The sequence below is a fragment of the Paraburkholderia aspalathi genome, assembly GCF_905220735.1.
GTDB lineage: Bacteria > Pseudomonadota > Gammaproteobacteria > Burkholderiales > Burkholderiaceae > Paraburkholderia > Paraburkholderia aspalathi.
This window is the reverse complement of sequence record NZ_CAJNBA010000008.1, coordinates 61,544-88,483: the sequence shown is the minus strand read 5'-3', so window position 1 is coordinate 88,483 and position 26,940 is coordinate 61,544. Positions and strand designations below refer to the sequence as shown.

Genomic DNA, 26,940 nt, shown 5'->3' with positions numbered 1-26,940 from the left:
AGTCGCATGCGGACAACTGGATGTCGGAAAACAACGCTACCCGGCAATTCTGGTTGGCGATTCTAAATGCTCAATGGGTAGTTTGACGGCAAACGGGAGAACGGCGATGAGACTGATCAAAAAGATATTCGTGTTGAGCGCGTTGAGCGCGGCGCTGGCGGCAAGCAGCGTGAGTGTGTCGGCCGATACCAAGCCGACCATCAAGATCGGCTATGTGGAAGGCTGGGACGACAGCGTTGCAACCACAAATGTCGCTGCGCGCGTGATCGAAAAGCGCCTCGGCTATCAGGTGCAGCTCGTGCCGGTCGCGGCCGGTGTGATGTGGCAAGGCGTGGCGCGCGGCGACCTCGACGCGACGCTGTCCGCATGGCTGCCGGTCACGCATGGCGCGTACTGGAACAACTTCAAGGATAAAGTCGTCGACCTGGGTGCCAACTTCAACGATGCGAAGATCGGCCTGATCGTGCCGGATAACGCGGACGTGAAGAGCGTTGGCGATCTGGAAGCGAAGAAAACGGAATTCGGCTCGCGCATCGTCGGCATCGATGCAGGCGCGGGCGTAATGCAGAAAACCAGCGAAGCGATCAAGGCATACGGGCTCGACTATCAGCTGATGCCGAGTTCGGGCAGCGCGATGACCGCTGAACTGGCGCGCTCGGAAGCGGCGAGCAAGCCGATCATCGTGACTGGCTGGAAGCCGCACTGGATGTTCGCAAAGTACAAGCTCAAATTCCTCGAGGATCCGAAGAAGGTGTTCGGCGAAGCGGAGCACGTGGATAGCGTCGTCAATCCTGGACTGGAGACGAAGGCGCCGACGGTCGTCGCGTTCCTCAAGAAGTTTCAATGGAAACCGGGCGAGATCGACAGCGTGATGCTGGCGACGCAGAACGGCGAGAAGCCGACGGCTGCTGCCGATGCGTGGATCAGCGCACACGGAGATCGTGTGGATAGCTGGGTGAAGTGATTTCGTATTTCACGTGAGTGAGTTGCCGCTTGTTTAGAGCGGCAACTCGTACGATAGAGAACGCCGCTTTTCAGCGGCGTTTTTTTATTGCAGAACGACAGTCCGATCGCCGTTGATAAACACCCGTCGCTCGATAAACGCCTTCACGGCCCGCGCGAGCGTGATGCATTCGACGTCGCGTCCCGTCGCCAGCAGCCGCTCCGGGCTGTATGAATGATCGACGCGCTCCACGACTTGCTCGATGATCGGACCTTCGTCGAGATCGTCGGTGACGAAGTGCGCGGTTGCGCCAATCAGCTTTACGCCACGCGTATGTGCCTGGTGGTAAGGCTTGGCGCCTTTGAAGCCAGGCAGAAACGAATGGTGGATGTTGATCGCACGTGCCGCGAGCGCACGGCTCGTTTCGCCGGAAAGAATCTGCATGTAGCGCGCAAGAATCATCAACTCGGCGCCTGAGGTTTCGAACAGATCGAGCAAACGCGCCTCCTGTTGGGGTTTGGTATCGGCGCTGATCGGCAGATGATGGAACGGCAAGCCGTGCTGCTGCGCGAGCGGTTCGAGATCGCGATGGTTCGAGCCGATACCGACAATATCCATCTTCAACTCACCCATGCGCCAGCGGAACAGCAAATCGGCGAGACAGTGTTCGAGTTTCGACACCATGATCAGCACCTTCGGCCGCGTGCTGACGTCGTGCATCGCCCATGTCATCTGAAAGCGCTCGGCGATCGATTGGAATTCTCGCTTGAGTGCCGCGATGTGCAGGGTCTCGTTGGTATCGACGCCATGAAACACGCAGCGTACAAAAAAGCGCTCGCTTAGGTCGTCATCGAAAACGGTCAGTTCGTCGATATAACAATGATGCCGGTCGAGAAAGCCGACGACGGCGGCGACCTGGCCCGCTGCGCTAGGACAGGCGACCGTGAGAACCAGTTGATCGGGACGGGAATCGGCGGACATGCGCTCTCCACTTAGGCAATAGGGCAACGCCGCGGGGCGCGGCATGCGTCATCGCAGTAGAGCAAATCAGCGGTACAAGGGGATAGAAGCTAACCGCCGTCGCGCTGGAATGGGAGCGTCAGGGGAGGGTGGGGCGGTGGTGCACGGCATTGACGGCTTGCCGTGCTCACTCAGCATCGAGGCCACATTCGCCAAGCAGCCATCGGCGGAACGCGCTGACCGCCGGTGTCGCCGCGCGCTGCGTGACGAGCAGATAGCCGCGTTCCGTCACCACCGGCGTGTCGAACAGTTCGACGAGTTGCCCCGTGGCAAGAAGCTCGTCGACTAGTGGCGCCCAACCGAGCGCGATGCCCTGGCCCATGATCGCTGCGTGGGCCACGAGCGTAAAGCTGTTAAACGTGATGCCGCGATGTGCTGCCGGTGCATCCAGACCCTGAGCAGCGAACCAGTCGGCCCACGACAGCCAGCGTGCCGGTTGGGTCGGTTCTAGATGCAGCAGCGGCAAGCTCAACAAGTCCGACGGCGTGTGCAATTCCGGATGCGCCGCGAGAAAAGCCGGACTGCACACCGGCGTGACACGCTCAGGAAATAGCTTGAGCGCGCCTCGCGCGCTCAGGTCCGCATCTTCATCGCCGAACGCAATCGCAATGTCCGCCTGGTCGTGCGATGGATCGAATACGCTCTGCGACGTGATGATCTTGACGTCGACGTCCGGCATCAGCGCCTTGAATTGCGAAAGCCGCGGCATCAACCAGTAGGTCGCGAAACCGAAGTCAGTGGAGAGCGTGAGCGTTTGCGGCGTGCGCCGCGCGCGGATCTCGGCGGTGGCGAGGCGGATGGTGTCGAGGGCGTTGCGCACCGCTTCGAAGAGGCGCACACCATCTTCCGTCAGCGTGACACCGCGATGGCCGCGTTCGAACAGCGGCACACCGAGTGCTTCTTCGAGTTGCACCACACGCTGACTAACCGCCGGCTGCGTCGAGCCCAGTTCGCGTGCAGCCGCCGTGAAGCTCGCGAGACGCGCTGCGGATTCGAACATCGTCAACGCCTGCATCGGCGGCAAGCGATCCTGCCTCGACATAAGGCCCCCTTATAGGCACATAACGATTTGCCGTCTTCACAGCGGCAAATTGGACGGCAATAGTGGTGTTCACGCGAGGACCGGCACACCGGTTATCCCGCTTGCAACGACACCCGCACCCCTATTTGCGATTCTATTCGAGGCACGCTCCAATGCATGACACGAAACAGAATATCCTTATTCTGATGGCCGACCAGATGACGCCGTTTGCGCTCGCTGCATACGGGCATCGTCTAACGAAAACCCCCAATCTCGATCGCCTCGCGAAGCAGGGCGTGGTATTCGATTCCGCGTATTGCGCCAGTCCATTGTGCGCACCGTCGCGCTTTTCTTTTTTATCGGGCAAGCTGCCGTCGGCGATCGGTGCGTATGACAATGCAGCAGAGTTTCCGTCGCAAACGCTGACTTTCGCGCACTATCTTCGCGCAGAAGGATATCGCACGATCCTGTCCGGCAAAATGCATTTCTGCGGCGCCGATCAACTGCACGGATTTGAAGAGCGGCTCACAACCGACATCTACCCAGCCGATTTTGGCTGGACTCCGAACTGGGACGATTTCGAAACGCGCCCCACGTGGTACCACAACATGAGTTCGGTGATCGACGCGGGTCCGTGCGTGCGCACGAACCAACTGGACTTCGACGATGAAGTCACGTTCACCACGCGCCAGAAGCTCTTCGATATCGCACGTGAGCGGCATGCAGGCAAAGATGCACGGCCGTTCTGCATGGTCGCCTCGCTGACGCATCCACACGACCCGTACGCGATTCCGCGGAAGTACTGGGACATGTATGCGGATGAAGACATCGATCTGCCCGCGCATCGCGATTCGCTCGATGAAGCCGATCCGCATTCGAAGCGCTTGCGCCACGTGTGCGAAACCGACCGCACGCCGCCGACCGACCAGCAGATCCGCAACGCACGGCGCGCTTATTACGGCGCGATCTCTTACGTCGATGACCAGTTCGGTGCGATCCTTGATGCACTCGAACAGTCAGGGCTCGCGAAAGACACCGTTATCGTGGTGACGTCCGATCACGGTGAGATGCTCGGCGAGCGCGGGCTCTGGTACAAGATGACGTTCTTCGAAGGAGGCTGCCGCGTACCGTTGATCGTTCATGCGCCGCAGCAGTTCGACGCGCATCGTGTGCACGAGTCGGTGTCGCATCTCGATCTGCTGCCCACGTTAGTAGAGATGGCGCGCGGCGAGCAGCCTGCGACCTGGCCGGATTCGCTCGATGGCCAAAGTCTCGTACCGCATCTGCACGGCACACAAGCTGGCCACGACGAAGCGATCGGCGAATACCTGGCGGAAGGCGCTATAGCGCCGATTGTGATGCTGCGACGCGGACGCTTCAAATTCATTCACACGCCGGCCGATCCTGATCAGCTGTACGACGTAACATTGGACCCGCTCGAACGCGAGAACCTCGCCGCGCGCGCCGAATATGCATCACAGGTCTCAGCATTTCGTGAGGAGATCGCGCAACGCTGGGACCTCGCCGCGCTGCACAACGAAGTACTGAAAAGCCAGCGCCGCCGCCGTTTTCATTTCGAGGCCACGACGCAAGGCACGGTCGCGTCATGGGACTGGCAGCCGCATGTCGATGCGAGCCAGCGTTACATGCGCAATCACATCGACCTCGACACGCTCGAAGCGATGGCGCGTTTTCCCGCCGTAACGCGCTGACGTCTCCGCTCACGATTCAACCCATCTACAGGAAGCCGACATGATGAAAAAGCTCTTCAAACAGGCTGTATCCGGCGTTGCGCTGCTGTGCGCGGCGGCCACCTTTGCCGTGGCTGCCGAGCCGCAGTCCTGTACTCAGGTCAACATGGCGGGGCCCGGCTGGACCGACATCGACGCGACCAATGCGATGACCGGCGTGCTGTTGAAGGCGCTCGGCTACCATCAGAACGTGTCGAACCTGTCGGTGCCGATCACCTACCAAGGCTTGAAGAAAGGCCAGATCGACGTGTTTCTCGGCAACTGGATGCCGGCGCAAGCACCGGTCGTGAAGCCGTTCGAGGAAGAGAAATCGATCGAGGTTGTGCATCCGAATCTGAGCAACGCGAAGTTCACGCTCGCGGTGCCCGACTACGTGGCGGCCGCGGGCGTGCATTCGTTCGCGGACCTTGCGAAGAACGCCGACAAGTTCGACAGCAAGATCTATGGCATCGAACCGGGGGCGCCGGCCAATCAGAACATCAAGAAGATGGTCGACGACAAGGCATACGGGCTCGGCAGCTGGAAGCTCGTCGAATCGAGCGAGACCGGCATGCTCACGCAGGTCGACCGCGCGGTGCGTGAGAAAAAATGGATCGTGTTCCTTGCATGGGAGCCGCATCTGATGAACACGAAGTTCAAGCTGACTTACCTCGACGGCGGTGACAAGTACTTCGGGCCGAACTACGGCGGCGCCACGGTGAATACCGTTGCGCGTAGCGGATACGCCGAGCAGTGTCCGAATGTCGGCCGTCTGTTCAGGCAACTCACATTCAATGTCGATCTGGAAAACGGCGTGATCACCGAGGTACTCGAGAAGAAGACGGGTGTTGCCACGGCCGCCACCGAAGCGCTCAAGCGCCACCCCGAATTGCTGAAGTCATGGCTTGACGGCGTCAACACCGCCAGCGGCGCCAATGGTTTGCAAGCGGTGCAAACCGCACTCGGTGTGAAATAACTCCGGCATTCCTGACTACGAGGTCGCTACTCGACAGATTCATGTCGCATCCGGTCGAATCATCTTAAATCTGGACACTTATTCTTGACCCGTCGATGCAGACATACAGGTGATCGTACGCAGTGCCGATAGCTTCGATCAGCCTGGCCGGCTAATTCAGGGTTAGCTGGCCAGGTCAGTGTTAGTGAGCTTCAATCCGTTTCAATCAGTCTCAGCCGATTTCGAACTGCCCGTCATGCGAGAAGCGCCGCGCGTTGGAAGACAACCCGCAGCAGGGATCGCTTTATCTAACGAAATACGCAGGCAAAGAGCAGGGGAGAACTAGATGAAGAAGAAAAATGCCGTTAGTCTTTCGGGACTCGCTCTCGCGGCAAGCGCGGCATGCGCACCGACGGCGGTCCATGCGCAAAGCAGCGTCACCTTGTACGGGATTCTGGACGCCGGTATCACCTACGTGAATAACGCCGGCGGCGCACACCAGTTCAAATTCGACGACGGCATTTCGTACGGCAACCGGATCGGCTTCAAAGGCGTGGAAGACCTCGGCGGCGGCTTGCAAGCGGTCTTCGTGCTCGAATCGGGTTTTCACCTGGGCAATGGACAATATGCATTCGGTGGTGCTGAATTCGGACGCCAGGCGTATGTCGGTATCAAGAACTCATGGGGGACATTCTCGTTCGGTAACCAACTCGATATGACCGAAGAGTTTGTCTTTCTGTACAACATCTCCGCGTGGGCGAGCGGCTACGCGATTCACCAGGGCGACTTCGACCGGATGAACGGCGACCGTCTGCCGAACTCGGTGAAGTTCCTGTCGAACGATTTTGCCGGCTTCACCTTCGGCGGCATGTACTCGTTCGGTAACACCGCCGGCGACTTCCATCAGAAGAGCGCATGGAGTGTGGGCGCGCATTATGACCACGGTCCATTCAACATGGGTGTTGCTTATACGCAGTTGAACAATCCGTTCGGCATTTATGCGTTCGACCCGTACGCGATGATCGGCACGCACACCTTCCTCGGCCAGCCGACCGTTTCCGTCGATCCGGCCACTGGCGCGGTGACCGATCTGTATAGCTCCTCGGCATTCCCGGTGGATAAACAAGGTGCGTTCGCGATCGGCGCCGCGTATACGATCGGCAACCTGATGATCACCGGCGATTTTACGTACACGACGATCAAGGGCTTCGGGCAGACCTCGCGCATGCAGGTTTACGAAGGAGGCGCGTCGTATAACTTCACGCCCGCGCTATCGCTGTACGGCGGCTATCAACACACGGCCTTCGAAGGCAATCACTGGAACCAGGGCTCGCTCGGACTGCACTATCTGTTGTCCAAACGTACTGATGTGTATGTTTCCGGCGACTATCTGCGTGCGTCGAATGGCGTGAATGCGGTGATCGGCTACAGCTTCACGCCGTCGTCGTCGAATACGCAGTCTGATGTACGGATCGGGATGCGGCATTCGTTCTGAGGCATCTGCGACGGGGCTGGCACTCGAGTGCCAGCCAGCGCGCCTGGGACACAGGTGCAACACTCACTGCGCCGCGCCGTCGCCCTGTTTCTTGTGCTGCGACGCCATCCGCTCCTGCTGGGCGGGAGGTACCGGATCGTAGTGGCTGAGCTGGATGCTGTAGTTGCCGTGCCCGCCTGCGATGGCGTTCAGCCGCGACTGATAGTCGTTGAGTTCGGACAATGGCACCTGGCCTGCGACGACCACGGCGTTGCCCGCGGCCGAGCGTGTGCCATGGACTTGTCCGCGCTTGGCGGAGAGGTCGCCGATAATGTCGCCCATTGCGGCTTCAGGCGTCATCACCTCGATGTCCACGATAGGTTCGAGCAGGACGGGTTGAGCTTTCAGCACCGCATCGATGAAGGCCTTGCGCCCGGCGGAAACGAACGCCACTTCCTTGGAGTCGACTGAATGGCTCTTGCCGTCAAAGACGGTGACTCGTACGTCCTGCATCGGGAAGCCGGCCAGCGGCCCGCTATCGATAACCTGAAGGATGCCTTTTTCCACGGCGGGCATGAACTGCCCAGGGATGGCGCCACCCTTGACGGCGTCGACAAATTCGAAGCCCGTACCGCGCGGCAGTGGCTCCACGCGCAGCATCACTTCGCCGAATTGCCCGGCGCCGCCGGTTTGCTTCTTGTGACGATGGTGCCCCTCGGCTTTTGCGCCGATGGTTTCCCTATAGGCGATCTTCGGTGGGCGCGTCACGACCTCCAGCTTGTACTGCTCGGATAGCCGCTCCAGCATAAGGCGCAGGTGCAACTCGCCCAGTCCGCGCACCACCGTCTCGTTGGTGCCGACCGGGTGGTCGATGCGCAGACATGGATCTTCCGCACTCAACTTTTGCAGAATCTCCCAGAGGCGCTGCTCGTTGCCGCGGCGCGCAGGCTCGATCGCCAGTCCGTAGATTGGCGTGGGGAAATCGAGCGGGGTCAGGTGGATGTTGCCGTCCTCGGGGGCGTCGTGCAGCACGGCGTCGAAACCGATCTCATCGATCTTGGCCGTGGCGCAGATATCGCCTGGGCCGGCTTGTGGGACATCCACGTGTTCCTTGCCCTGCAGCATCATCAGATGGGCGACCTTGAACGGCTGGCGTGCGTCGCCGATATAGAGCTGGCTATCCCGCCTGATCGTGCCCTGATGGACGCGAAAAACGGCCATCTTGCCGATGTAAGGGTCCACGACGATCTTGAAGGCGTGGGCCAATACATGCTTGTCGGCGACCGGTTCGGCACGCACGACTTCCTGGCGGCCGCGGGTATCGCGGTAGAAGAGGGGCGGGTTGCCTTCCATGGGATTGGGCAGTAGCCGGACGAACACGTCGAGCAATTCCGCGATGCCAGCACCGTTTGCTGCCGACGTGAAGCAGATCGGCACCAGATGCGCTTCGCGCAACGCACGCTCGAAGGGCTCATGCAACTGCTCCGGGCTGATGGCTTCGCCTTGCTCCAGGTAAAGTTCCATCAAAGCGGGATCGATCTCGACCACTTGATCGACCAGCGCATTGTGCGCCGCCGCAACAGACAGGAAGTCGGCGTCGCCCGCGGGGTTGAAAAAGCAATCCACCACCTGGCTGCCGTTCTGCGCCGGTAAGTTGATGGGCAGGCATTCCTTGCCGAAGGCCTCCTGGATTTGCGTCAGAAGTTCCGGGAGATCGACTTTGTCGCGATCGATACCGTTCACGATGATCATTCTGCAGAGCTTGCGTTTTTCTGCCCACGCCATCATCCGCCGGGTGGTCATTTCGATGCCGGTCTGTGCATTGATGACAATGGCGACGGTTTCTACAGCGGGCAGGGCGCTAATCGACAGGCCGGAAAAGTCCGGATAGCCGGGCGTATCCAGCAGATAGACGCGGGTATCCCGGTAGTGCAGGTGGGCGACCGCGGAGTTCAGTGAGTGGTGATATTTGCGTTCTAGCGGGTCGAAATCGCAGACCGTGTTGCCGCGTTCCACGCTGCCGGGCGCGCGTAATTCGCCACCCTGGTGGAGCAGGGCTTCGACAAGCGATGTCTTGCCACATCCTGCATGGCCGACCAGAGCGATGGTGCGGATGGCGTCGGGGCTGTAATGCATGGCCGCCCTCGTCCAGTAGTGGATGTGGGGCCATTATTGGCGAAAACGGACCGGTGTGCCATACGACGCCATCAGTGCTGACCCTTAAGCGACCGGCCATCGAATACCTGATTCGCCGGGACGCGTTGACGGCAAGGCCGATGCGCGTTCGCCAGCGTCAAACGAGGCGCAAAATTGAATTGTCCGGTGGAAGTTATGCGCGGCCTGCTGTAAAGCCGGCGCGGCCCTCAGACGGAGGCCACAATGATCGATTTCAGGGAAGCCCGGGAGCGGATGGTTGTACGGCAAATCGTTGCGAGGGGTATCCGCGACGTCAACGTGCTATCCGCGATGCGCCGTGTGCCGCGAGAGGAATTCGTGCCTGCGCAACTGCGTGAATTCGCGTACGACGATGGCGCGTTGCCTATCGCGAACCAGCAAGCGATTTCGCAGCCCGCCATTGTCGCGCAGATGATAGAGGCGGCCGAACTGGGTCCGCGCGACCGTGTTCTCGATATCGGCACGGGATCGGGGTATGCCGCTGCAATCGCGGCTGCGATCGTGGCACACGTCCATTCCGTTGAACGCGATCCGATGCTCGCCGACATCGCACGCGAGACGCTGGCGCGGGTGGGCATATTCAACGTGACCGTTTATCTTGGCGACGGCACAGTCGGTTTGAGCGACTATGCGCCGTACGACGCGATTATCGCTGGGGCTGGTGGCCCGCGTATCCCGCAGGCATGGCGTTCGCAACTGTCGATTGGTGGGCGCATCGTGATGCCGGTAGGGCGCGAGCGTCACCATCAGCAATTGATCAAACTGGTGCGGCACGGCGAACAGGATTATCACGAGTGCTGGTTGGGCGAAGTGAGCTTCGTACCGCTAATTGGTGAGGACGGTTGGGCGGATTAGAGCCGACCGGCTTCCATGAGCGCGATCATCTGGACGGTCGCATCAGCCGCACATTCGGCGATATCTTCTTCGCTGGGGTTCTTTAAACCAAGCAACGCATCGTCGAAAAGCCTGGCTTTCAGAAGTGCCGCGAAGGTTGCACCGGCGCCATATTTATCGCTTACTTCCCAGCCCGTGACAGGCAGCCAGCGATCAAGGTAGCTCGTGAACAGTGCGTCGCGTGTGCCCGTCACTTCCTCGCGATAGCGGCGCGCCAGTTCGGGGAAGCGAGGTGCGTCCCGTGTGACGACGCGATAAAGGTCCAACTGCCCTTTCGAAAGAGCGTGTCGTAAATAATCGCTACCCGCAATTGGCAATGCCACGGCCGGCGGTTCGCTAAACCAGGCTGGTTCGCCCGGTTCTGCGGGTTCCGACGCGTCAGCCGACTCTGTGCCGCTAGGCGAGCAGGCCGCTTGCATCACTGCACTGAACAGATCGTCTTTGCTCTCGAAGTGACGGTACAGCGTCTTGATGGACACACCGGCGTCCGCCGCGATGCGATTGACCGAGCTTTCGGCATAGCCGCTTTCAAGGAACGCCCGCAGCGCGGCGTCGACGATCATCGTTCGCTTGCGCGACATCAACGCGGCTTTCGGATTGTCGTCCGACCAGGTCTTGACCATAAGTGTCCCTCTTTTATCTGCTTGACGAATGATACGACAGCGATCACTATACAACAAACGACAGCGATCGCTGTCGTTACTGTGCCGAGTCGACTTTGCCTTACTGGGCAAGGGCTCGGCTTACACGTGACCGTTTCCTGGTGGACATTCAGATGAGCAATCCTCTTTCACAATCGTTGCGGCTACCCAGCGGCGCGATTCTCGCAAACCGCCTCGTCAAGGCAGCCATGAGCGAAGGCATGGCCGACGCTAATAATCATTCGACGCCGCGCCTCGAAGCGTTGTACCGGCGCTGGGCGCGTTCTGGTGCCGGGCTGCTTCTCTCCGGCAATATCCAGGTGGACCGGTGGCATCTCGAGCGCCCGGGCAATATCGTGATCGACGACGACAGTGGACAGGAGCAACTCGCACGGCTCGCCGCTGCGGGAACGTCGGAAGGCGCGCATTTCTGGGCTCAACTCAGTCATACCGGACGGCAGGTGCAAGATGCGATAAACACGTCACCCCTTGCGCCTTCTTCAGTGGACATCGACGTGATGAGGGGCGCCGGCTTTTCGTTCGCCACGCCGCGCGAAATGACGGAAGAGCAGATTCAGCAGGCCATTGGGCAATTCGCCTTCGCGGCCAGGAAAGTGCGCGAGGCCGGTTTCACCGGTGTCTCGTTGCATGGGGCGCACGGTTACCTGATTTCGCAGTTCCTTAGCCCGCTCGCCAACAAGCGCACGGACCGTTGGGGAGGTTCGCTTGAAAACCGTTCCCGTTTCGTGCTCGAGGTGGTGGCTGCGGTTCGCTCGGCCGTTGGTCCGGACTTCCCGGTCGCGCTGAAGCTCAATTCTTCTGATTTTCAGAAGGGCGGGTTCACCAATGCCGAGTGCGTTGAACTCGTGAAGACGCTCAACGATTCTTCGCTCGATCTGCTCGAACTATCGGGTGGTTCGCTCGAGCAGCCGAAGATTGCCGGCCTCACGCTAATGGACGAGGGAGAAGATGCACCGCGCGAAAGTACCGTCAAGCGCGAAGCCTTTTTCGTGGATTTTGCCGCCTCCGTTCGTGCCGCAGCGAAGATGCCCGTGATGGTGGTCGGTGGATTTCGCACGACGACAGCCATGATCGAATCGCTGGAGCGCGGTGAACTGGATGTCATCGGGCTCGGCCGTCCGATCATTGCCGATCCTGAGATTCCGAAGCGCATTCTCGCTGGTGAAGTTGATCGTGCGCCTAGTCCCGAAGCTGCGCTCCATCCGTTTCATCTTCTGCCATGGAATAACATGCAACTCGAGCGTCTGGCGGACGGGCTCGACCCGGATCTGTCACTGGACGGTGCCGATGCCGTGGAGCAGTTCATTGAGATCGAGACTCGCAACATAACCGCATTGCTGCAGCATCGCGCTTAAGCCATCGTTGCGGGGTCGCCCGAACGCCGCCTCGCATCGCGGGGCGTTCGGGGATACTGGCAAGGTGCCAGGACTGACTCAGTCAGGCGCGCGGCTATTTGTACTCGACCAGCACTTCGCGGTATGGATTGCTACCCTCGTTGCGTGCCTTGTGCGTCGCGGGAACCTTGGCGCCCTTGCCGATTTCGGACAGCACTTCCAGATACCCGTTCTCGCATTTGAGTGAGTAAATCGCGCCCGTCGGGACTTCGAAGATGCCGAGGTCTCCGCCGTTCTCGTCAAAGATATGCAAGGGCGCGCCTTCGATCGCGTACCACATGTATGAAAGCGTGTGGGTATGAACCGGCGTTTCCTCGCCCGGTGCGAGAACGAAGTTCCACACAATAACTTTGTCATTCTCAAATACCTTTTCACTGCCGACACCAGCCATGATCGTCTCCTTGAGTGTGCGAATGTAGCGAGAGGCATCCTGCATTGCAGCAAGCGCCATTCACGTTCGGACTTCAAAACGTGTTGATCGGCCGTGAGGCCGTACTTCGATGGCTGCGGTGCAAGAGGGCTTGTACGCAGAGTAGGCGAATGTCCCACTTGTAGTGGCTCCGCCCGTATGCAGACTTGTCACAGACGAGGCCGATTTATCATTGCGTATGGTGACTTTTTTTCGCGGTGCGGCCGAGACACTGCGAACGCTTTGAATTCATCAGGACGGCAGGAGGTAATTACATGTCGGAACCCTTACGAATCATCCACGGGCCGTTCGGACGAGTGGCGTTGCTGCTGCTGGACAAGAGCATGGTCCTCCATGCACATCGGGTTTCCCACGTCATCTTCAAGGAAGGCGGTCCCGACATTCAGTTCGGGGTCCGCAATCGTGAGTACGTTTTGTCAGACAAGAACGTGCTGCTCGTGAATGCGTGGGAGCCGCATTTTTATGAGCATCGCCCACAATCACAGTCGACGGTGCTGCTCGCACTTTATCTGGAGCCGGATTGGTTGAGGGATGTCGACCGGCGTTTCGCGTACAGTATTCATCCCCGGTTCTTTCCGAGTTCTTCCGTACTGTTGCAGGGGAATCTCAGCCGCCTTCATTCTGACCTGCTCGATATTCTGACCGACCGTGAGGGGAGGTCGCTTGAAGCGGTCCAGGGGCTGATCGCCGACATGACAGGCGAACTGGTCGGCAGATCGCCCCAAGGGAACGTACTTTCAGCAGCGGGACTCGTTGGCGGTATCGCGTATGACATCAGGATTCGTCACGCGATCGAAGCAATGAAACAGGCGAGGGGCCTTACACCAGACTTCGACGATCTTGCGCAAAAGGTAGGGCTATCGCGTCCGCATTTCTTCCACCTATTCCACAAGCAGACAGGCATGACGCCCGCGACTTTCAGCAGCATGCTGAGAATGGACCTTTCGATCGAGAGTGTTTCGCAGCAGGAAATGGCGCTTCAGGATATCGCGCTCGATCTGGGCTTTGACTCGCCGGGAAATTTCACGCGCTTCTTTGTTCGTCAGCAAGGTGTGACACCCAGCCAATACAGACGCAGCGTTCAATATGTTCCTGGGGAAGGGCGGTGACGGCAGGGTGTAGCGGTTGCATCAGTTGATGCCTGTCAGCTTCAATGCATCGATGGTCATATGTGCGCCGAGGGCAACCAGAACAATTCCCATGGTCCAGCGCTGAACCTGTAGAAGTCCCGGGCGACTGGAGAGGAACTTCGCCATACTGCCGGAGCAGACCGCCACGAAACCGTTGACGGACGCGAACGCAACAATCAACGACGAACCGAGCACGAGCGATTGCCTGAGAACGCTGCCGTTCTGGTAGTTGATGAATTGCGGTAGCAGTGACAGAAAGATCATCGCGAGCTTGGGATTCAACAGACTAGTTGTTGCGCCCATCGCGAAAAGCCGGCGAGGGTGTTCGCGGGGCAACTCGCGAACCTCCAGCGGAGAGCGGCCACCAGGCTTTACAGCCTGCCACGCCAGGTAGAACAGATACGCAGCGCCCCCAGCGCCCAGAACGCTGCCTGCATAAGGCACGCTCAGGAAGAAGGCGGTGATGCCGAACGCTGCCCCAAACATATAGAAGAGGTATCCGAGCATGACGCCCGCAAGCGAGATAAGCCCGGCCGTGCGTCCTTGCGCAATCGAGCGCGACATCACGTAGATCATGTTCGGCCCCGGTGTCACAGCAAGCATTCCGCCGACCGCCAGAAATCCGTAAATCGAAACCGTACCGTGCATTTTCCCGGGCTCCGCCAAGTGGTCATCGGTCGCAGTATCGCCTTGATGCATACTCCAGTAAAACGGATTAAACTGAACATATTCATCAGATTTTCTGACTAAAATGAAAAAGCTTGATCTGGATGTGCTTGAAATGTTGGTGGCGGTCGCTGATACAGGATCGTTTGTACGAGGTGCGGAGTCCGTGCGTCGGTCGCCGTCGGCAGTGAGCATGCAGATCAAGACGCTTGAAGAAGCGCTGGGAAAACCGCTCTTCGTGCGAAGCACCCGCAACGTAGCAATCACAGCCGAAGGCAGGACGCTCCTGGACTATGGCCGTCGAATGCTTGCGATGCGCGAGGAAGCATGGGCGTCTGTAGTTCGCCCGGAGATGAAGGGGCGCGTAACCATCGGTGTTCCGGACGACTACGCTTCATCGTTGCTGCCGCAGGTTCTGGCAAAGTTCGCGGTTGCTCATCCGCGTGTAGAAATTCGGGTGATCGGTTTGCCAAGCAGTGAGCTTGTTCCATTGCTTAAAGACAACACGCTAGACCTGGCTTGCTTCACGAAAACAAGGGGCGTCGCAGGCGAATTCATTCGATTCGAGCCGATGGTGTGGGTCGGGTCGCCCGCAAGAAAAGTGTGGAAAGAGCGCCCGCTTTCGATTGCCGTTTTCGCACATGGCAGTACTGCGCGTGCCTATGCCATCAGCGCGCTCCAGCGGGAAAATATCAAATACCGGATGTCCTACGAAAGCCCGAGTTTATTGGGCCTTATCAGCATGGTCGAAGCAGGGCTCGCGATAGCGCCTCTTGCAAGATGCAGCGTACCGGCGCACCTCGTTCAGCTATCGCAGAACAACGGGTTGCCGCCGCTGAATGACCTCGAAGTCGTTTTGGCGCGCAGTGCGCGGTCCGGGCGACCGCCCTGCGATTTTCTCGCTGAACAGATTCTGGCTGATTTGAGAGTTTGAACTGGTCGCTCGATGGCTGAATCGTCGTATAGAAACGCCGATTGGCTGCGCTTTACCGCTGTAGATCGTGTCTTGACCGAACGGTTAGGCGACGCCGATGATCGGCGCCTCGAGAAGGCAACCAAACTCGCGGGCAAAGTCGACAGAGACGCGGGCGTGGACGGCGCCTTGCTTGTCGAAGAACCGCTGTGTCCCTCTGAGCGTGAACACACCTTCATGCCAGATGTTTGGATGGATGTAGAGACCCTGCTGTCCATTGAAGCGAAAGCACACGAACTTCTCCGGCGCGATGTCGTCGCCGGGCAATGCCAATGGAACGTAGAAAGGGCGATGGTCGAGTGGGAAGAACAGTTGTCCGCCGTCCGGGTGGTAGTTCGCGTGCCAGAGCAACATGCGTTCGGGCGCATTGGCGTGGTCGTCGCGGGCTGCTTCCGGCTCTTTTGCGTACGCAAGGATGTAGTGACCACCGACAGCCTCGTTTCGACCGTAGAGAATGTCCCCGCGCCATTCGCTCACGAATGTGCCTTCGGTTGTGCCGGCTTCATTACCGGTTCCGGGGTCTATGGGTCTTGTCCCCAACGCCGGCCACTGCACAATCTCGATCGCGCACTCGCTTGGGTCCGTTACAAGCCTGCCAAATCCGGTGAGGGTTTCTGGAGTTGCGTCGACCACGGGCATCGACACGCGGCGGAGGCCGGAAGGAAGGGCTGGGTTGAGGTAGTCGATTTCTGGGGGCATGCGGGGAGTTTACATGAGTCGGAAGGTGCTGATGGTGGATGCTCGGACCAGGCTTGCTTGACGGTGTCGTCGAATATTCGTGATTTGACATAAGATAAATTATCAACAATCTGGTTGTAGCAGCTTTATGTAAATGTCTGGTTCTGACTCGTTAGAAATGTCCGGTTCCCGGCTCCGGGCTGGCGGCTGTGGCGCATGCTGCGGCATCCCAGCGAGCCTGGAACCAGACCATGCGATCGTACTGGCGGCAGAACGCAGGAATAATCAACGCCTGCACCGGTAATGCACGCCCGTCCAACGGTTTATTGCAGAGACCGGCGGGCGCTCATAGTTTCGAGTCCTGGTACAGCGTATCGCGCGGGAAGAACATGCGTGGCTCAAAAGGTGGCAGCCTCACGGTCGCTCCTGCCGCAGTCAGTTGGACATTGCAGGTCTGATCGATCTGCTTACCGCTCCTGTAAATGAATGCGCCGGGGCCGCCATTACATTCATCAGTGTGTTGGACGAGGCGCATTTCACGTCCATTCGAAAGGGATCTCGTGACGACGAACCCGTCCGCGTAGGCTGTGGTCACGCCGACGAGGGCAGCTACTCCGATTACGACTTTCGCAATCAGCATGATGGGATCTCCGGGTGCGGCTGCGTGGGGCATTGGCTGGAGCCGATGCGTATTGATCATATTAGATCGCGCAGCTTGCAAATTCCAACATCGACCTATGTTCAACCTTTATGGATTTGCGGCGGTCTTGCACGACCGCGCTGGGGCTGAAGCCCAGCCGCGCGGACGCCAACGCGCCCACAGCACGTCAGCATCCGCCAGCCCATCACTACACCGCAATCAACGCCGCAATCTGCTCCGCACTTAGCGCATTACGGTAGATGCGAAACTCGTCGATCAATCCGTTGAAATACGGATCGGCTGAAAATTGCGATCGGCCAATCCAGTTCTGGCTCGTGCTTTCCACACGGAAGGGTGCAAACGACATCGTCGTGTTGGAGCCGATCTCCGCACCGTTCAGATACAGCGTGCCGACGTTGCCCGATAACGTCACCGCGACGTGCGCCCACTGCCCGGTAGGCAGGGCCACATTGCCGTAAATGTCCTGCTCGCCCGAGCCACCATTAAGCGTGATGGCAAAGCGCGCGAGTCCGTTATTGGCGCGCGGAGTCAGCATCATGTAGCGGCCCGTGCCGGAACCGAAATCAAATACACGCTCCCAGTTCTTTACTGCGTTCCAGTACACCCACGCCGCGATCGTAAAGTCCGACACGTCGGCCACGATGTCGTTCGGCAGGCTGACATAACCCGTGCTGCCGTCGAGTGATACGGCATTGCCCTTCTTGCCAACCGCCCTGCTCGCACCGCCGACCAGCGTGCCGGTATGTCCGTTCCCGCTAGAATCCGCAGCACTGGTGCCGCTGCTTTCGTCGAATGCCAGGTAGGTCTGCAGTTGCACCGCCGTGACCGCAACGGCCTCGTTAGACGCGGCCGATTCGCCGGCCGGTGTCACCGCGGTCACGACGTAGTAATAGGTGCCGGCTGAGAGACCGCTGTCCGTATAGCTGAGCAGATCGGTAACGCCACTCGCAATGGACGTGTAGGGTCCGCCAGACGTGGTGCTGCGCTTGACGTTATAGCTCGTCGCGTACGCCGTGCCCCACCACGACAGAACGACCTCCCCTCCGCTTGCAATCGCGACGAGCGCGCTTGGCGCTACACCGCTTGCGATCGCATCCAGCGTGCAGGTCAGCGTCCCGTAGCCCAGTTGGTCGTAGCCGCCGCTGTTCGGTCCATAGTTGCCTCCGCCACCTTCGGGCTGGACCAGTGTCGCGAACTTCTGTGTGTAAGGCGCGGCCAATCCCTTGCGATTGACGTAGTGGTTGTAGACCAGTGCCCAGCAAGGCCGCGCGTCCCCTTGAGCCGAAGTCGAAAACGCCGTCTGGTTCACCTTGTCTACATTGGTGTAGCGGGCAAAAGGCACAGTGTAGAAAGTCGTGCCCGACTCGATCAGATTGCTTTTCGCAACGTACTCCGCCCCCATGAGGAAGCGGTTGTTGTCGTAACCGTAGAGATCGACACCCTGATTCCAGGCCATTTCGCAGATCGCTCCCGCCAGCGCAATGCCGAGCGTGGCGTGTCCCTGGTCACGTCCCGACTCTTGCCATTGACCCAGGTAGCCCGGGTGGACGTAGTAGACGGCCTGCAAAATCGCGCCGTTGCCCGCGCCGCTTTTGAAGTACGTGACAGCTTCATCGAATAGCGACTGGTCGTCGCATAGCACACCAATAGCCATGATCGATGCCACGTTGCACAGATCCCAGTTGGCCCAGTAGTGAGTCACCTCGGTGTTGTTGTGCCGATTGATGAAATCGTGGTTGATCGGATAGAAGACGTTGCGCATCATGCTCTGGAAGCTCGCGAAGTCCGCGGCTGCCCAACCTGAATAGGTGCGCATGATTTCACCGGCATTGGCGAATTCATAGCCGTAGATACCGGCCGCGAGATCGGCGTCGGTATTGCCACCGATCCCGGTCAACGCCGACGACCAGGCGTTCATGATCTGCACTGCCTTGTCGGCATAAGCGGTGTTGCCAGAGACTTTCCAGCGCAATGCGCATGCGTACGCCGCCGCGACGTCATTGAACAGCAAGGAGTAGTTCTGCGAATGCACTCCGTCGCTACCCCGATAGACGACTGCCTGTGGGCGCGCTGTCCACGACAGGCTTGCATGACTGTTCGAGATCAGGATGTTCCAGCTATCGATCCACGGAGACGCTTGCGCCGCGACCTTCTGGCTCATCCGATCGAAGTCGGCCTGGGTATGCAGCAGACCTGGATGCACAAACGCGCCGGACGACGAACTGCTCGGCACCGCAGCGCGTGATGCGGCCGCCGACAGCGATGACTGGGACCCCTGAGCCGACGATGTTCCTCCACCGTCGCCGCCGCAGGCGGACAGAGCCAACGCGCCCAGGCTGTACAGAAATGTGCGACGCGAAATGCCCTCGGTGATTTGCTCCTGCATCGCCACGGTGTTGGCATGTCCAAACCGTGCTTCAGGAGCGTCTGAATTTACGTGTGCTCGTTGTGTATCGACCTTGCTCGATTTCGACCTCGTCATGCTCTTCTTCTCTCCGAATGAGACGGTCCCGATGGTTTTTTATGGAGCCATTCTGGGTGCCGTCAGTTGTTGGCAAACGTTTGCTTTTGCGGCCGCGATATGTGCCGTCCGCGTTCAGATGCGGATAACATCATTGCGGCCTTTTTTCATGATGCAGTTCAATGAGGGGTATTGAAGATTCCACTTGCCTCGTGAAACACACGCCGTCGCAGTCTGATTAATTTCGATCAATGATGACTAAAAATGCGGAAAGAAATTGGTATAGACCATGACGCCAAGTCTACTGATGATCCCTGCATCATCAAGGTATACGGCCGATTTAATTCAGTCTGAAGGGAGAAATGCAGATTGCTTCTATAGATTAAGGTAATTTATTGTGAGAGATACGCGTTCAAAAAATATTCAATAAAAAATAAGGAAATCCCTATATATAAATCAGGATTTGCTTACGGCAAAGAATAGAAATCTCATATAGTGTGCGCATTGCCATATATATGGCAATGCATGCCGCGACTGTTGTCAGGTCTGACCGTCGGCAGCGGGCTGAGGAGTGTCAATAGCTTCCGCATGAAGCAACGCCGTTCCGCTCACTGCGCACGCAACGCCCATCAAACGTCGACCAACGATTCACCTCCCCCTTTTTTCACATCCTGTTCAGTCCAAATGAGGCCAGGCGAAATCGGACGCAGTTGTGCAAGACTTCTATCAGATTGACCACATGATTCACACGGGCGGGGCGCACATGGATGAGAAAGTGACTTATGTGTACGAGTACACGGGTGGCTTTGGCACATACCGTACTACCGGTACACGGGCAGCACATCAACTTCCTCTTGTTGGCGACAACGTAACAATGAAGGTCGACGACCTGGGATTCGATGGCGTGCTGAAAGTGAAGTCACGACTCTTCGACTATGACAAATCGGGCGCATTGACTGTCATTCTGAGTCTGTCTCATACGGTCGCTTAGGATGGCTCAGCGACTAACCTGACCTGTGCAGCGGTGAATGCCAACGCAGTCGCACGCCAAATATCGCGGAAACTCACTCCGCCTTGCAACGTGTTCGATAAGCCCCTTCCCTCTAACAGCGCTCAGATATACGGCGTACGGTCTATACGATCAAGATGACAGTCTCTAGAGACTGTCGCAGGTAATCCACCACGCATGACAACATTTAACGTGACAACCCCGTCTGCCGTGCGTCTGAAAGGCACTATAGTAGAGAGGACTTCCAGCCAGCAGAAGGAGTTCGAGTATGAAATCACGCACCTATCGCATCGCAGCTACGGGAATGCTGATCGCAGCATTGCTACCTGTCCCGGCCGCTCAGGCGCAGCTCGGTAACCTGCTCAATCAGGGCTCGGGTGGTGGATCGTCCGGCGGCCTCGGGAGCCTCGGCGGCATGGGCAGTGCCTTGTCAGGCCAGTCATTAACTTCAGGCAGCACCAGCAACGTCGCGGGTGTGCTCGAGTTCTGCATCAAGAACAACTATCTCAGCGGCGGCAGCGCGTCTTCGGTCAAGGACTCGCTGATGAGCAAACTGCCGGGCGGCTCCAGTTCGGCCTCGACGGACAGCGGCTATACCAATGGTGCCAAGGGCATCTTGAGCAGCGGCGACGGCAAGCAACTGGACCTGAGCGGTGGCGGCCTGAAAGAACAGGTCACGAAACAGGTCTGCGACAAGATTCTCGCCCAGGGGAAATCCTTGCTGTGAGCGGGTGTGGAACATGTTGATGCAGAACACGGAATCCGATACGCCCCTCGAGCTGCCCGCACATAGTTCGCCATGGAGCATCTTCTGCATTTTCCTGCGGCTCGGCCTGACCTCGTTCGGTGGCCCTGCCGCCCATCTCGGCTACTTCCGCGACGAGTTCGTTAAACGCCGCCGTTGGCTCGACGAACACACGTTTAGCGATCTGGTCGCGCTGTGCCAGTTTCTGCCGGGCCCCGGCAGCAGTCAGGTCGGTATCGCGATCGGCCGCTTTCGTGGCGGCATCGCGGGCGCGTTGGCGGCCTGGCTCGGCTTCACGCTGCCGTCGGTGCTGTTGATGGTCGCGTTTGCCTACGGTTTCACCCATCTGGCAGAGGCAAACGGGCTTCATCTGCTGCGCGGCCTCAAACTCGCTGCGGTCGCCGTCGTTGCGCAGGCAGTCTGGTCGATGGGACGCACGCTCTGCCCCGACCGCGCCCGCGTCACGATCGCGGCTGCGTCGGCCATCGCGGTGATCGTGCTCGGCGCAACTTATGGCCAGATCGCATCGATCGTCGTGGCGGGTATCGCCGGCGCCCTGCTTCTGAAATCATCGACCGAGGTGCCGCGCGCGCCGCTCGGCATGCCCGGCACGAAGGCTGGCGCCCTTCTTTGCCTCGCCGTCTTCGGGCTGTTGCTGTTCGGCTTGCCTGCTGCGGCCGCCTTGCTGCATGCGTATCCACTCGACCTGTTCGCGGCGTTCTACCGGGTCGGCTCACTGGTGTTCGGCGGCGGCCATGTCGTGCTGCCTTTGCTGGAAGCGGTCGTCGTGCCGCGCGGTTGGCTCTCGACCAATTCTTTCATGGCCGGCTACGGCGCAGCCCAGGCGATACCGGGTCCGCTATTTACTTTCGCGGCGTTTCTAGGCGCCGCCAGCACCGGTAACCCGGCGGGTATAGCCGGTGCGCTGATCGCCACCATTGCAATTTTTCTGCCTTCCTTTCTGCTGGTCGGCGCCGCGTTGCCGCTATGGGGCGAACTGCGGGCATTCGCGTCGATGCGCCGGGCGATGGCCGGCATCAACGCTGCCGTGGTCGGCATTCTGCTCGCCGCGCTCTACGATCCCGTCTGGACCAGCGCGGTGCACAGCGGGCGCGATTTCGCCCTCGTCATCGTGGCGCTCGCTTTGCTCGGCTGGTGGCGCCTGCCTTCATGGGCCGTGGTGCTGCTCACGGCGCTGCTCGCGTGGTGGGTCGTCTGAATTCCCTTCCACGATCGGTCCCCGCGTGAATCGGCGCGGGCATTCGACGTCAGGCGCGAAATCTGCTGCTCGATAGACCCGTTGATCGCATGTGCCGGATTCGCCCTGCTGCAGGCCGGTTCGGGCAAGCGACTTCAACGGCCCAATCGGGGCGACCGGTAACGTTTTCCATAGCAGGCAAGCTGGTCCCGTCCGTCGAACGAAAAGGAGAACAACGATGACCCTGCTCATTTATCTCGTAGGTTGGATCATTCTGATAGGCGGCGTGGCGTGGGGACTGATGGCGCTGCATGTTGCACAACATACGATCGCGATCGTCGCGGTCGTCATGCTCGGCCTCGCGGTGATCACCGGCGCCACGCGAACCCGTAACCGCGACCGGTCATAGCGCCAGGCACGTTCTCATTCCACCCTTACATTTTGTCATGCTATGATGCGAATCGTTCTCATTTACAAGGGCGCCGCATCCATCGATCCGGCGCGTCCGGTAGGCCATGGCGGCAATCGAATCGGCCCTGCATCACGAGATGCAGGCGCTCTACAGCAATCATCACGGCTGGCTCCACGCGTGGCTGCGTAAGAAGCTCGGCTGCGCGCATCGCGCGGCCGACCTTGCGCACGACACGTTCGTGCGTCTGCTCGCCCGCGATGAACCGCTCGCCCTGGAAGAACCGCGTGCGTTCCTGACGACCGTCGCGCAACGCGTGATAGCCAACTACTGGCGTCGCGAGCAGATCGAGCGCGCTTATCTGGAAGCATTGGCGCTCGTCCCCGAAAGTTTTGCGCCCTCCCCTGAAGAGCGTGCGTTGCTTCTCGAAGCGCTGTGTGAAATCGACAGTCTGCTGGAGCGACTGCCGCTCGCCGTCAAGCGTGCGTTCCTCCTCGCCCAGCTCGACGGCTTGAGCCATGCCGAAATCGCCGCGCAACTGAAACTGTCCGTCTCGACCGTGAAACGCCATCTGGTGCGCGCCGGCGCGCAGTGTTTCTTTGCGCTCAGCGCGGCCTGACGGATCGACGGATGAACGCGAGCGCGCGACCCGATATTCCACAGCACATCGCCCTGCGCGCCGTGGAGTGGTGGATGGAACTGCAATCCGGCGACAAGTCGCGCGCGCAGCAACTCGCGCTAACGCGCTGGCGCGCGGAGCATCCCGATCATGAGCGTGCATGGCAACACATCTGCAGCGTCAGCAGCCGCTTCCGGGGCCTCGCTGAAACAGGCACGGGCAACGCAGACGCAGGTGGCGCGGCGGCCGCACGCGCTGCGCTGACGCGTCCTGGCTCGGCGAAGCGCCGTGCGAGTGTCAAAGTCCTCGCAAGCCTGCTGTTCACCGGCGGCGCGACATGGATTGCCGGTGAACACGTGCCGTGGCGCGCATGGAGCGCGGACGCGCGCACTGCACTCGGCGAACGCCGCACCATGACGCTTGCTGACGGCACCCGCCTGACACTGAATACCGACAGCGCCATCGATATCCGTTTCAGCAATGCCGAGCGCCGCGTGCGCCTGATCAAAGGTGAAATCATGATCGCGACCGGTCACAACGAGAGTGAGCGCCGGCCGTTCATCGTCGAGACGGCGCAAGGCAGTTTGCAGCCTTTGGGCACGCGCTTCGCCGTCAGACAACAGAGCGCGCTCTGCCGTGTCGATGTGTTCGCAGGCGCCGTGCGGATCAATCCATTCGATGCTCCCGGTCTCGCGCCGGTCGTCCATGCAGGCCAACGCGCCCGCTTTACACGTGATGACATCAGCGCGGTCGAGCCGATCAGCGAGAACGACGCAGCATGGACGGATGGCCTGATCGTGGCGAGCGGCATGCGGCTCGGCGACTTCGTGAACGAGCTCGACCGCTACCGCGCGGGGCATCTGAGCTGCGATCCCTCCGTGGCCGGTTTGCGGCTTTCGGGCACCTTCCCGCTCGCCGACCCCGACCTCGTGCTCGACACCCTGACGAGAACCTTGCCGGTTGAGGTCGTGTTCATCACACGCTACTGGGGTACCGTGCGCGCGGCTCGCTCTTAAAACCGGCTTGCGCTACCGGCGCTGAAATTTTTTCGTTTGTTGTGAGCTGTTTTCGAATCTCGCGTGACAAGGGAGATGAGAGCAACACATCGTCTACCTTCCTGCGAGCTTTGAACATGGGACAGCATCGAAAGACCGGCGCCGGCAATGGCAGCCGTAGCAGCCGCGGCGCTTTGTGCGCGCGGCAGCCGGCACACTTCGCGCGGCATATTGCAACGGCTGCGCTGATCTCGGCGGGTCTGCCGTTCAATGTCGCGCTGGCCGCCGATGCGCCATCCGCTTCGGCAGCGTCGCCGCGCAAGAGCTACGACATTCCGGCTGGCCCGCTCGAAGCGGCGCTCAATCGCTTCGGACGTGAGAGCGGACTGCTGCTGTCGTTTCCCGCGGCGCTGACGGACGGCCGCATGAGCGAAGGTCTGCGCGGCGATTACGACATACAGCAAGGCTTCGGTCGAATCCTGCGCGGCACGGGGCTCGGCGCGGTGCAACAGTCCAATGGCAGCTATACGCTCGAGCAGCGTACTGAGCCTTCAGCGGACATTGGCAACGGGAACGGCACCACCCTCCCCGCCGTGACCGTCAGTTCGTCGACGGTGAAAGCCGGCAGCTACCGGCCACCTGCCGACGCAGTGGTGACGCGTTCGGATACACCGGTACTCGACACGGCCCAAGCCGTCAACATCGTGCCGGCTCAGGTATTGCACGACCAACGTCCGCGCAATCTGGACGACGCGCTCGCGAACGTGAGCGGCATCGTGCAAGGCAATACGCTGGCCGGCACGCAGGACACCTTGCTCAAGCGCGGTTTTGGCGGCAATCGCGACGGTTCGATCATGCACAATGGCATGCCGCTTGTGCAGGGGCGCGCGCTGAACGCAGCCGCTGACAGTGTCGAAGTGCTCAAAGGTCCGACTTCGCTGCTGTACGGAATCATGGATCCGGGCGGCGTTGTCAACGTGGTGAGCAAGCAACCTTTGCTCAAACCGTATCACGCGATCTCCGTGCTCGGCTCGACCTACGGACACGGTCGCAATGGAGCCGGCGCGACGTTCGATACGACCGGGCCGATCGGCGACTCCGGCCTCGCCTACCGGCTGGTCGTCGATCAGACCGACGAACAATACTGGCGCAACTTCGGCGAACATCGCGAGACGCTCGTGGCGCCGTCGCTCGCATGGTATGGACGCGATACGCAGGTGGTGGTGTCGTACGAATATCGAAAGTTTCTCTATCCGTTCGACCGCGGCACGGCGCTCGACCCGAAGACCAACAAGCCGCTCGCGATCTCGAGCCGCGAACGTCTCGACGAACCGTTCAACGAAATGGACGGCGAATCGAACCTCGCGCAGATCAGCGTCGACCATCAGATCAACGCCAACTGGAAGGCGCACTTCGGCTACAGCTACAACCGCGAGACCTACGACGCGGGCCAGTTACGCGTGCAAGGCATCAACAGCACGACGGGTGCCGTGTCGCGCAGCAACGATGCGACGCATGGCGCGCTCAGCACGGACAGCTACGCGATCGCCTATGTGGACGGCCATTTCGACATTGCCGGCTTGCGCAACGATTTGCAGGTCGGTATCGACGACGAATACCGCCGCATCTATCGCAAGGACTTGCTGCGCCAGGCCACGAAATATCCGTTCAACTATTTCCGTCCGGTCTATGGTCTGGAGAGTCCGTCGACCACGGTGTCGGCCAGCGACAGCGATCAGACGGACACGCTGCACGACCGCTCGCTCTTCTTGCAGGACAGTTTGCACCTCACCGACAAGTGGATCCTGATCGGCGGCGCGCGCTTTCTGAGCTACAACCAGATCGCGGGAAAGGGCCGGCCATTTGTCGTCAATACCGACATTAACGGCACCAAATGGCTGCCGCGCGCGGGCGTGGTTTACAAATGGACCGACACGGTGTCGCTATACGGGAGCTACACGCAGTCGCTCAAACCGACTTCGACGATCGCGCCGCTGTCTTCGGGCGTGGTAATCGATTCATCGGTGCTGCCTGAGGAAGCCACCTCGTGGGAGCTCGGCGCCAAGGTGGCGATGCCCAACGGCCTGAGCGGCACGCTGGCGTTGTTCAATATTGACAAGAAGAACGTGCTGGTGCAGCAGTACAACGACACGACCAAGCAGACCGACTGGCGCACGGCCGGCAAAGCGCGTTCGCGCGGCGTGGAGCTCGACGTAGCCGGCCAGATCGGCCAGCACTGGAGCGTGATTGCGAGCTACGCGTACATCGACGCGAAGACCACCGAGGACCCGCTTTACGCCGGCAAGCGTTTGTGGAACGCCCCGCAGAATACTGCATCGCTTGCGGCGGTGTACGACTTCGGCACGATCTTCGGTGGCGATCAGTTGCGAGTCGGCGCCGGCGCGCATTACGTCGGCCCACGGCCGGGCGATTCGGCCAACAGCTTTACGCTACCGGCCTACACCGTCGCCGACGCCTTCGCCACGTACGAGACGAAACTTGGCAATCGGCATCTGTCGTTCCAGCTCAACGTGAAAAATCTGTTCAACAAGACTTATTACCCGTCGAGCGTGAACAAGTATTTCGTGTCGGTTGGCGACGCACGTCAGGTCTCTTTGCTGTCGACGCTCGAGTTCTAGGCCGTACCGCGATCGCACCTCGCACTCAATACACCCATTCACTTGATCAACACGAGACT

The 26,940-nt window shown here is 59.7% G+C and carries 24 protein-coding genes; 15 read left to right on the top strand and 9 right to left on the bottom strand.

What is annotated here, in order from left to right:
• Positions 1-106 precede the first annotated feature (106 nt).
• Positions 107-964: a glycine betaine ABC transporter substrate-binding protein gene (locus tag KHO30_RS32860; protein WP_093644425.1), complete on the top strand. Its 858-nt coding sequence runs from the start codon at positions 107-109 to the stop codon at positions 962-964.
• An 84-nt stretch (positions 965-1,048) separates the two neighbouring features.
• Here the strand turns inward: KHO30_RS32860 and purU are convergent, their stop codons facing one another.
• On the bottom strand, positions 1,049-1,924 hold the full coding sequence (gene purU, locus KHO30_RS32855) for a formyltetrahydrofolate deformylase (protein ID WP_093644423.1): 876 nt from the start codon (positions 1,922-1,924) through the stop codon (positions 1,049-1,051).
• Between the two features lie 166 nt (positions 1,925-2,090).
• Positions 2,091-3,005: a choline sulfate utilization transcriptional regulator gene (locus KHO30_RS32850; RefSeq protein WP_093644421.1), complete on the bottom strand. Its 915-nt coding sequence runs from the start codon at positions 3,003-3,005 to the stop codon at positions 2,091-2,093.
• Positions 3,006-3,157: 152 nt separating this feature from the next.
• On the opposite strand from KHO30_RS32850, the gene betC reads away from it, so the two are divergent.
• The 3 genes from betC (at position 3,158) to KHO30_RS32835 (ending at position 7,164) form a co-directional block, all read left to right on the top strand.
• Positions 3,158-4,696, top strand: coding sequence for a choline-sulfatase (gene betC, locus KHO30_RS32845; RefSeq protein WP_200652640.1), 1,539 nt, complete (start codon positions 3,158-3,160; stop codon positions 4,694-4,696).
• A gap of 40 nt (positions 4,697-4,736) precedes the next feature.
• On the top strand, positions 4,737-5,690 hold the full coding sequence (locus KHO30_RS32840; protein ID WP_211703426.1) for a choline ABC transporter substrate-binding protein: 954 nt from the start codon (positions 4,737-4,739) through the stop codon (positions 5,688-5,690).
• A 325-nt stretch (positions 5,691-6,015) separates the two neighbouring features.
• Positions 6,016-7,164: a porin gene (locus tag KHO30_RS32835; RefSeq protein ID WP_211703425.1), complete on the top strand. Its 1,149-nt coding sequence runs from the start codon at positions 6,016-6,018 to the stop codon at positions 7,162-7,164.
• A 63-nt stretch (positions 7,165-7,227) separates the two neighbouring features.
• On the opposite strand, the gene fusA is transcribed toward KHO30_RS32835, so the two are convergent.
• Positions 7,228-9,279 carry an elongation factor G gene (gene fusA / locus KHO30_RS32830; RefSeq protein WP_093644415.1) on the bottom strand — a complete coding sequence of 684 codons (2,052 nt, stop codon included), beginning with the start codon at positions 9,277-9,279 and terminating at the stop codon, positions 7,228-7,230.
• 243 nt (positions 9,280-9,522) lie between these two features.
• Between fusA and KHO30_RS32825 the strand changes: the two genes are divergently transcribed.
• Positions 9,523-10,173 carry a protein-L-isoaspartate(D-aspartate) O-methyltransferase gene (locus KHO30_RS32825; protein ID WP_211703424.1) on the top strand — a complete coding sequence of 217 codons (651 nt, stop codon included), beginning with the start codon at positions 9,523-9,525 and terminating at the stop codon, positions 10,171-10,173.
• Here KHO30_RS32825 and KHO30_RS32820 read toward each other — a convergent pair.
• Positions 10,170-10,775, bottom strand: coding sequence for a TetR/AcrR family transcriptional regulator (locus KHO30_RS32820; RefSeq protein WP_211703423.1), 606 nt, complete (start codon positions 10,773-10,775; stop codon positions 10,170-10,172). The genes KHO30_RS32825 and KHO30_RS32820 overlap by 4 nt on opposite strands.
• 212 nt (positions 10,776-10,987) lie before the next feature.
• Between KHO30_RS32820 and KHO30_RS32815 the strand changes: the two genes are divergently transcribed.
• Positions 10,988-12,229 (top strand): NADH:flavin oxidoreductase/NADH oxidase family protein, encoded by a 1,242-nt coding sequence (locus tag KHO30_RS32815; protein WP_211703422.1) that lies wholly within the window; start codon positions 10,988-10,990, stop codon positions 12,227-12,229.
• 94 nt (positions 12,230-12,323) lie between these two features.
• Here KHO30_RS32815 and KHO30_RS32810 read toward each other — a convergent pair whose 3' ends face one another.
• Positions 12,324-12,704 carry a cupin domain-containing protein gene (locus KHO30_RS32810; protein WP_233468880.1) on the bottom strand — a complete coding sequence of 127 codons (381 nt, stop codon included), beginning with the start codon at positions 12,702-12,704 and terminating at the stop codon, positions 12,324-12,326.
• A gap of 248 nt (positions 12,705-12,952) precedes the next feature.
• Here KHO30_RS32810 and KHO30_RS32805 point away from each other — a divergent pair, with 248 nt between their 5' ends.
• The gene (locus tag KHO30_RS32805; protein WP_211703421.1) at positions 12,953-13,807 is read left to right on the top strand and encodes a helix-turn-helix transcriptional regulator; all 855 of its coding nucleotides are present in this window, start codon (positions 12,953-12,955) and stop codon (positions 13,805-13,807) included.
• Between the two features lie 21 nt (positions 13,808-13,828).
• Here the strand turns inward: KHO30_RS32805 and KHO30_RS32800 are convergent, their stop codons facing one another.
• The gene (locus KHO30_RS32800; protein ID WP_093644565.1) at positions 13,829-14,476 is read right to left on the bottom strand and encodes a LysE family translocator; all 648 of its coding nucleotides are present in this window, start codon (positions 14,474-14,476) and stop codon (positions 13,829-13,831) included.
• A gap of 103 nt (positions 14,477-14,579) precedes the next feature.
• Here KHO30_RS32800 and KHO30_RS32795 point away from each other — a divergent pair, with 103 nt between their 5' ends.
• Positions 14,580-15,428 carry a LysR substrate-binding domain-containing protein gene (locus KHO30_RS32795; protein ID WP_211703420.1) on the top strand — a complete coding sequence of 283 codons (849 nt, stop codon included), beginning with the start codon at positions 14,580-14,582 and terminating at the stop codon, positions 15,426-15,428.
• Between the two features lie 84 nt (positions 15,429-15,512).
• Here KHO30_RS32795 and KHO30_RS32790 read toward each other — a convergent pair whose 3' ends face one another.
• From KHO30_RS32790 to KHO30_RS32780, 3 genes are all read right to left on the bottom strand, one after another.
• Positions 15,513-16,166 carry an ureidoglycolate lyase gene (locus KHO30_RS32790; protein WP_211703419.1) on the bottom strand — a complete coding sequence of 218 codons (654 nt, stop codon included), beginning with the start codon at positions 16,164-16,166 and terminating at the stop codon, positions 15,513-15,515.
• A 325-nt stretch (positions 16,167-16,491) separates the two neighbouring features.
• Positions 16,492-16,785: a hypothetical protein gene (locus tag KHO30_RS32785; protein WP_211703418.1), complete on the bottom strand. Its 294-nt coding sequence runs from the start codon at positions 16,783-16,785 to the stop codon at positions 16,492-16,494.
• 208 nt (positions 16,786-16,993) lie between these two features.
• Entirely contained in the window at positions 16,994-19,192 is a 2,199-nt protein-coding gene (locus KHO30_RS32780; RefSeq protein WP_211703469.1) for a LamG-like jellyroll fold domain-containing protein, read from the bottom strand.
• Positions 19,193-19,979: 787 nt separating this feature from the next.
• Between KHO30_RS32780 and KHO30_RS32775 the strand changes: the two genes are divergently transcribed.
• From KHO30_RS32775 to KHO30_RS32745, 7 genes are all read left to right on the top strand, one after another.
• Positions 19,980-20,258, top strand: a complete 279-nt coding sequence (locus KHO30_RS32775; RefSeq protein ID WP_236074789.1) for a hypothetical protein — start codon at positions 19,980-19,982, stop codon at positions 20,256-20,258.
• Positions 20,259-20,544: 286 nt separating this feature from the next.
• Entirely contained in the window at positions 20,545-21,003 is a 459-nt protein-coding gene (locus KHO30_RS32770; RefSeq protein ID WP_200567597.1) for a YjjA family protein, read from the top strand.
• A gap of 19 nt (positions 21,004-21,022) precedes the next feature.
• The gene (gene chrA / locus KHO30_RS32765) at positions 21,023-22,240 is read left to right on the top strand and encodes a chromate efflux transporter (RefSeq protein ID WP_211703417.1); all 1,218 of its coding nucleotides are present in this window, start codon (positions 21,023-21,025) and stop codon (positions 22,238-22,240) included.
• A gap of 217 nt (positions 22,241-22,457) precedes the next feature.
• Positions 22,458-22,628 carry a hypothetical protein gene (locus KHO30_RS32760; RefSeq protein WP_167378525.1) on the top strand — a complete coding sequence of 57 codons (171 nt, stop codon included), beginning with the start codon at positions 22,458-22,460 and terminating at the stop codon, positions 22,626-22,628.
• A gap of 106 nt (positions 22,629-22,734) precedes the next feature.
• On the top strand, positions 22,735-23,247 hold the full coding sequence (locus KHO30_RS32755; protein WP_200620336.1) for a sigma-70 family RNA polymerase sigma factor: 513 nt from the start codon (positions 22,735-22,737) through the stop codon (positions 23,245-23,247).
• Between the two features lie 11 nt (positions 23,248-23,258).
• The gene (locus KHO30_RS32750; protein WP_211703416.1) at positions 23,259-24,263 is read left to right on the top strand and encodes a FecR domain-containing protein; all 1,005 of its coding nucleotides are present in this window, start codon (positions 23,259-23,261) and stop codon (positions 24,261-24,263) included.
• Between the two features lie 116 nt (positions 24,264-24,379).
• Positions 24,380-26,881, top strand: coding sequence for a TonB-dependent siderophore receptor (locus tag KHO30_RS32745; protein ID WP_211703415.1), 2,502 nt, complete (start codon positions 24,380-24,382; stop codon positions 26,879-26,881).
• The last annotated feature ends 59 nt before the right edge of the window (positions 26,882-26,940 follow it).

Excerpts from the sequence above, each read along its gene's own strand:
- KHO30_RS32860 (WP_093644425.1), top strand. The coding sequence starts at position 107 with ATGAGACTGATCAAAAAGATATTCGTGTTGAGCGCGTTGAGCGCGGCG.
- purU (WP_093644423.1), bottom strand. The coding sequence starts at position 1,924 with ATGTCCGCCGATTCCCGTCCCGATCAACTGGTTCTCACGGTCGCCTGT.
- KHO30_RS32850 (WP_093644421.1), bottom strand. The coding sequence starts at position 3,005 with ATGTCGAGGCAGGATCGCTTGCCGCCGATGCAGGCGTTGACGATGTTC.
- betC (WP_200652640.1), top strand. The coding sequence starts at position 3,158 with ATGCATGACACGAAACAGAATATCCTTATTCTGATGGCCGACCAGATG.
- KHO30_RS32840 (WP_211703426.1), top strand. The coding sequence starts at position 4,737 with ATGATGAAAAAGCTCTTCAAACAGGCTGTATCCGGCGTTGCGCTGCTG.
- KHO30_RS32835 (WP_211703425.1), top strand. The coding sequence starts at position 6,016 with ATGAAGAAGAAAAATGCCGTTAGTCTTTCGGGACTCGCTCTCGCGGCA.
- fusA (WP_093644415.1), bottom strand. The coding sequence starts at position 9,279 with ATGCATTACAGCCCCGACGCCATCCGCACCATCGCTCTGGTCGGCCAT.
- KHO30_RS32825 (WP_211703424.1), top strand. The coding sequence starts at position 9,523 with ATGATCGATTTCAGGGAAGCCCGGGAGCGGATGGTTGTACGGCAAATC.
- KHO30_RS32820 (WP_211703423.1), bottom strand. The coding sequence starts at position 10,775 with ATGATCGTCGACGCCGCGCTGCGGGCGTTCCTTGAAAGCGGCTATGCC.
- KHO30_RS32815 (WP_211703422.1), top strand. The coding sequence starts at position 10,988 with ATGAGCAATCCTCTTTCACAATCGTTGCGGCTACCCAGCGGCGCGATT.
- KHO30_RS32810 (WP_233468880.1), bottom strand. The coding sequence starts at position 12,704 with ATGCAGGATGCCTCTCGCTACATTCGCACACTCAAGGAGACGATCATG.
- KHO30_RS32805 (WP_211703421.1), top strand. The coding sequence starts at position 12,953 with ATGTCGGAACCCTTACGAATCATCCACGGGCCGTTCGGACGAGTGGCG.
- KHO30_RS32800 (WP_093644565.1), bottom strand. The coding sequence starts at position 14,476 with ATGCACGGTACGGTTTCGATTTACGGATTTCTGGCGGTCGGCGGAATG.
- KHO30_RS32795 (WP_211703420.1), top strand. The coding sequence starts at position 14,580 with ATGAAAAAGCTTGATCTGGATGTGCTTGAAATGTTGGTGGCGGTCGCT.
- KHO30_RS32790 (WP_211703419.1), bottom strand. The coding sequence starts at position 16,166 with ATGCCCCCAGAAATCGACTACCTCAACCCAGCCCTTCCTTCCGGCCTC.
- KHO30_RS32785 (WP_211703418.1), bottom strand. The coding sequence starts at position 16,785 with ATGCTGATTGCGAAAGTCGTAATCGGAGTAGCTGCCCTCGTCGGCGTG.
- KHO30_RS32780 (WP_211703469.1), bottom strand. The coding sequence starts at position 19,192 with ATGCAGGAGCAAATCACCGAGGGCATTTCGCGTCGCACATTTCTGTAC.
- KHO30_RS32770 (WP_200567597.1), top strand. The coding sequence starts at position 20,545 with ATGAAATCACGCACCTATCGCATCGCAGCTACGGGAATGCTGATCGCA.
- chrA (WP_211703417.1), top strand. The coding sequence starts at position 21,023 with ATGCAGAACACGGAATCCGATACGCCCCTCGAGCTGCCCGCACATAGT.
- KHO30_RS32760 (WP_167378525.1), top strand. The coding sequence starts at position 22,458 with ATGACCCTGCTCATTTATCTCGTAGGTTGGATCATTCTGATAGGCGGC.
- KHO30_RS32755 (WP_200620336.1), top strand. The coding sequence starts at position 22,735 with ATGGCGGCAATCGAATCGGCCCTGCATCACGAGATGCAGGCGCTCTAC.
- KHO30_RS32750 (WP_211703416.1), top strand. The coding sequence starts at position 23,259 with ATGAACGCGAGCGCGCGACCCGATATTCCACAGCACATCGCCCTGCGC.
- KHO30_RS32745 (WP_211703415.1), top strand. The coding sequence starts at position 24,380 with ATGGGACAGCATCGAAAGACCGGCGCCGGCAATGGCAGCCGTAGCAGC.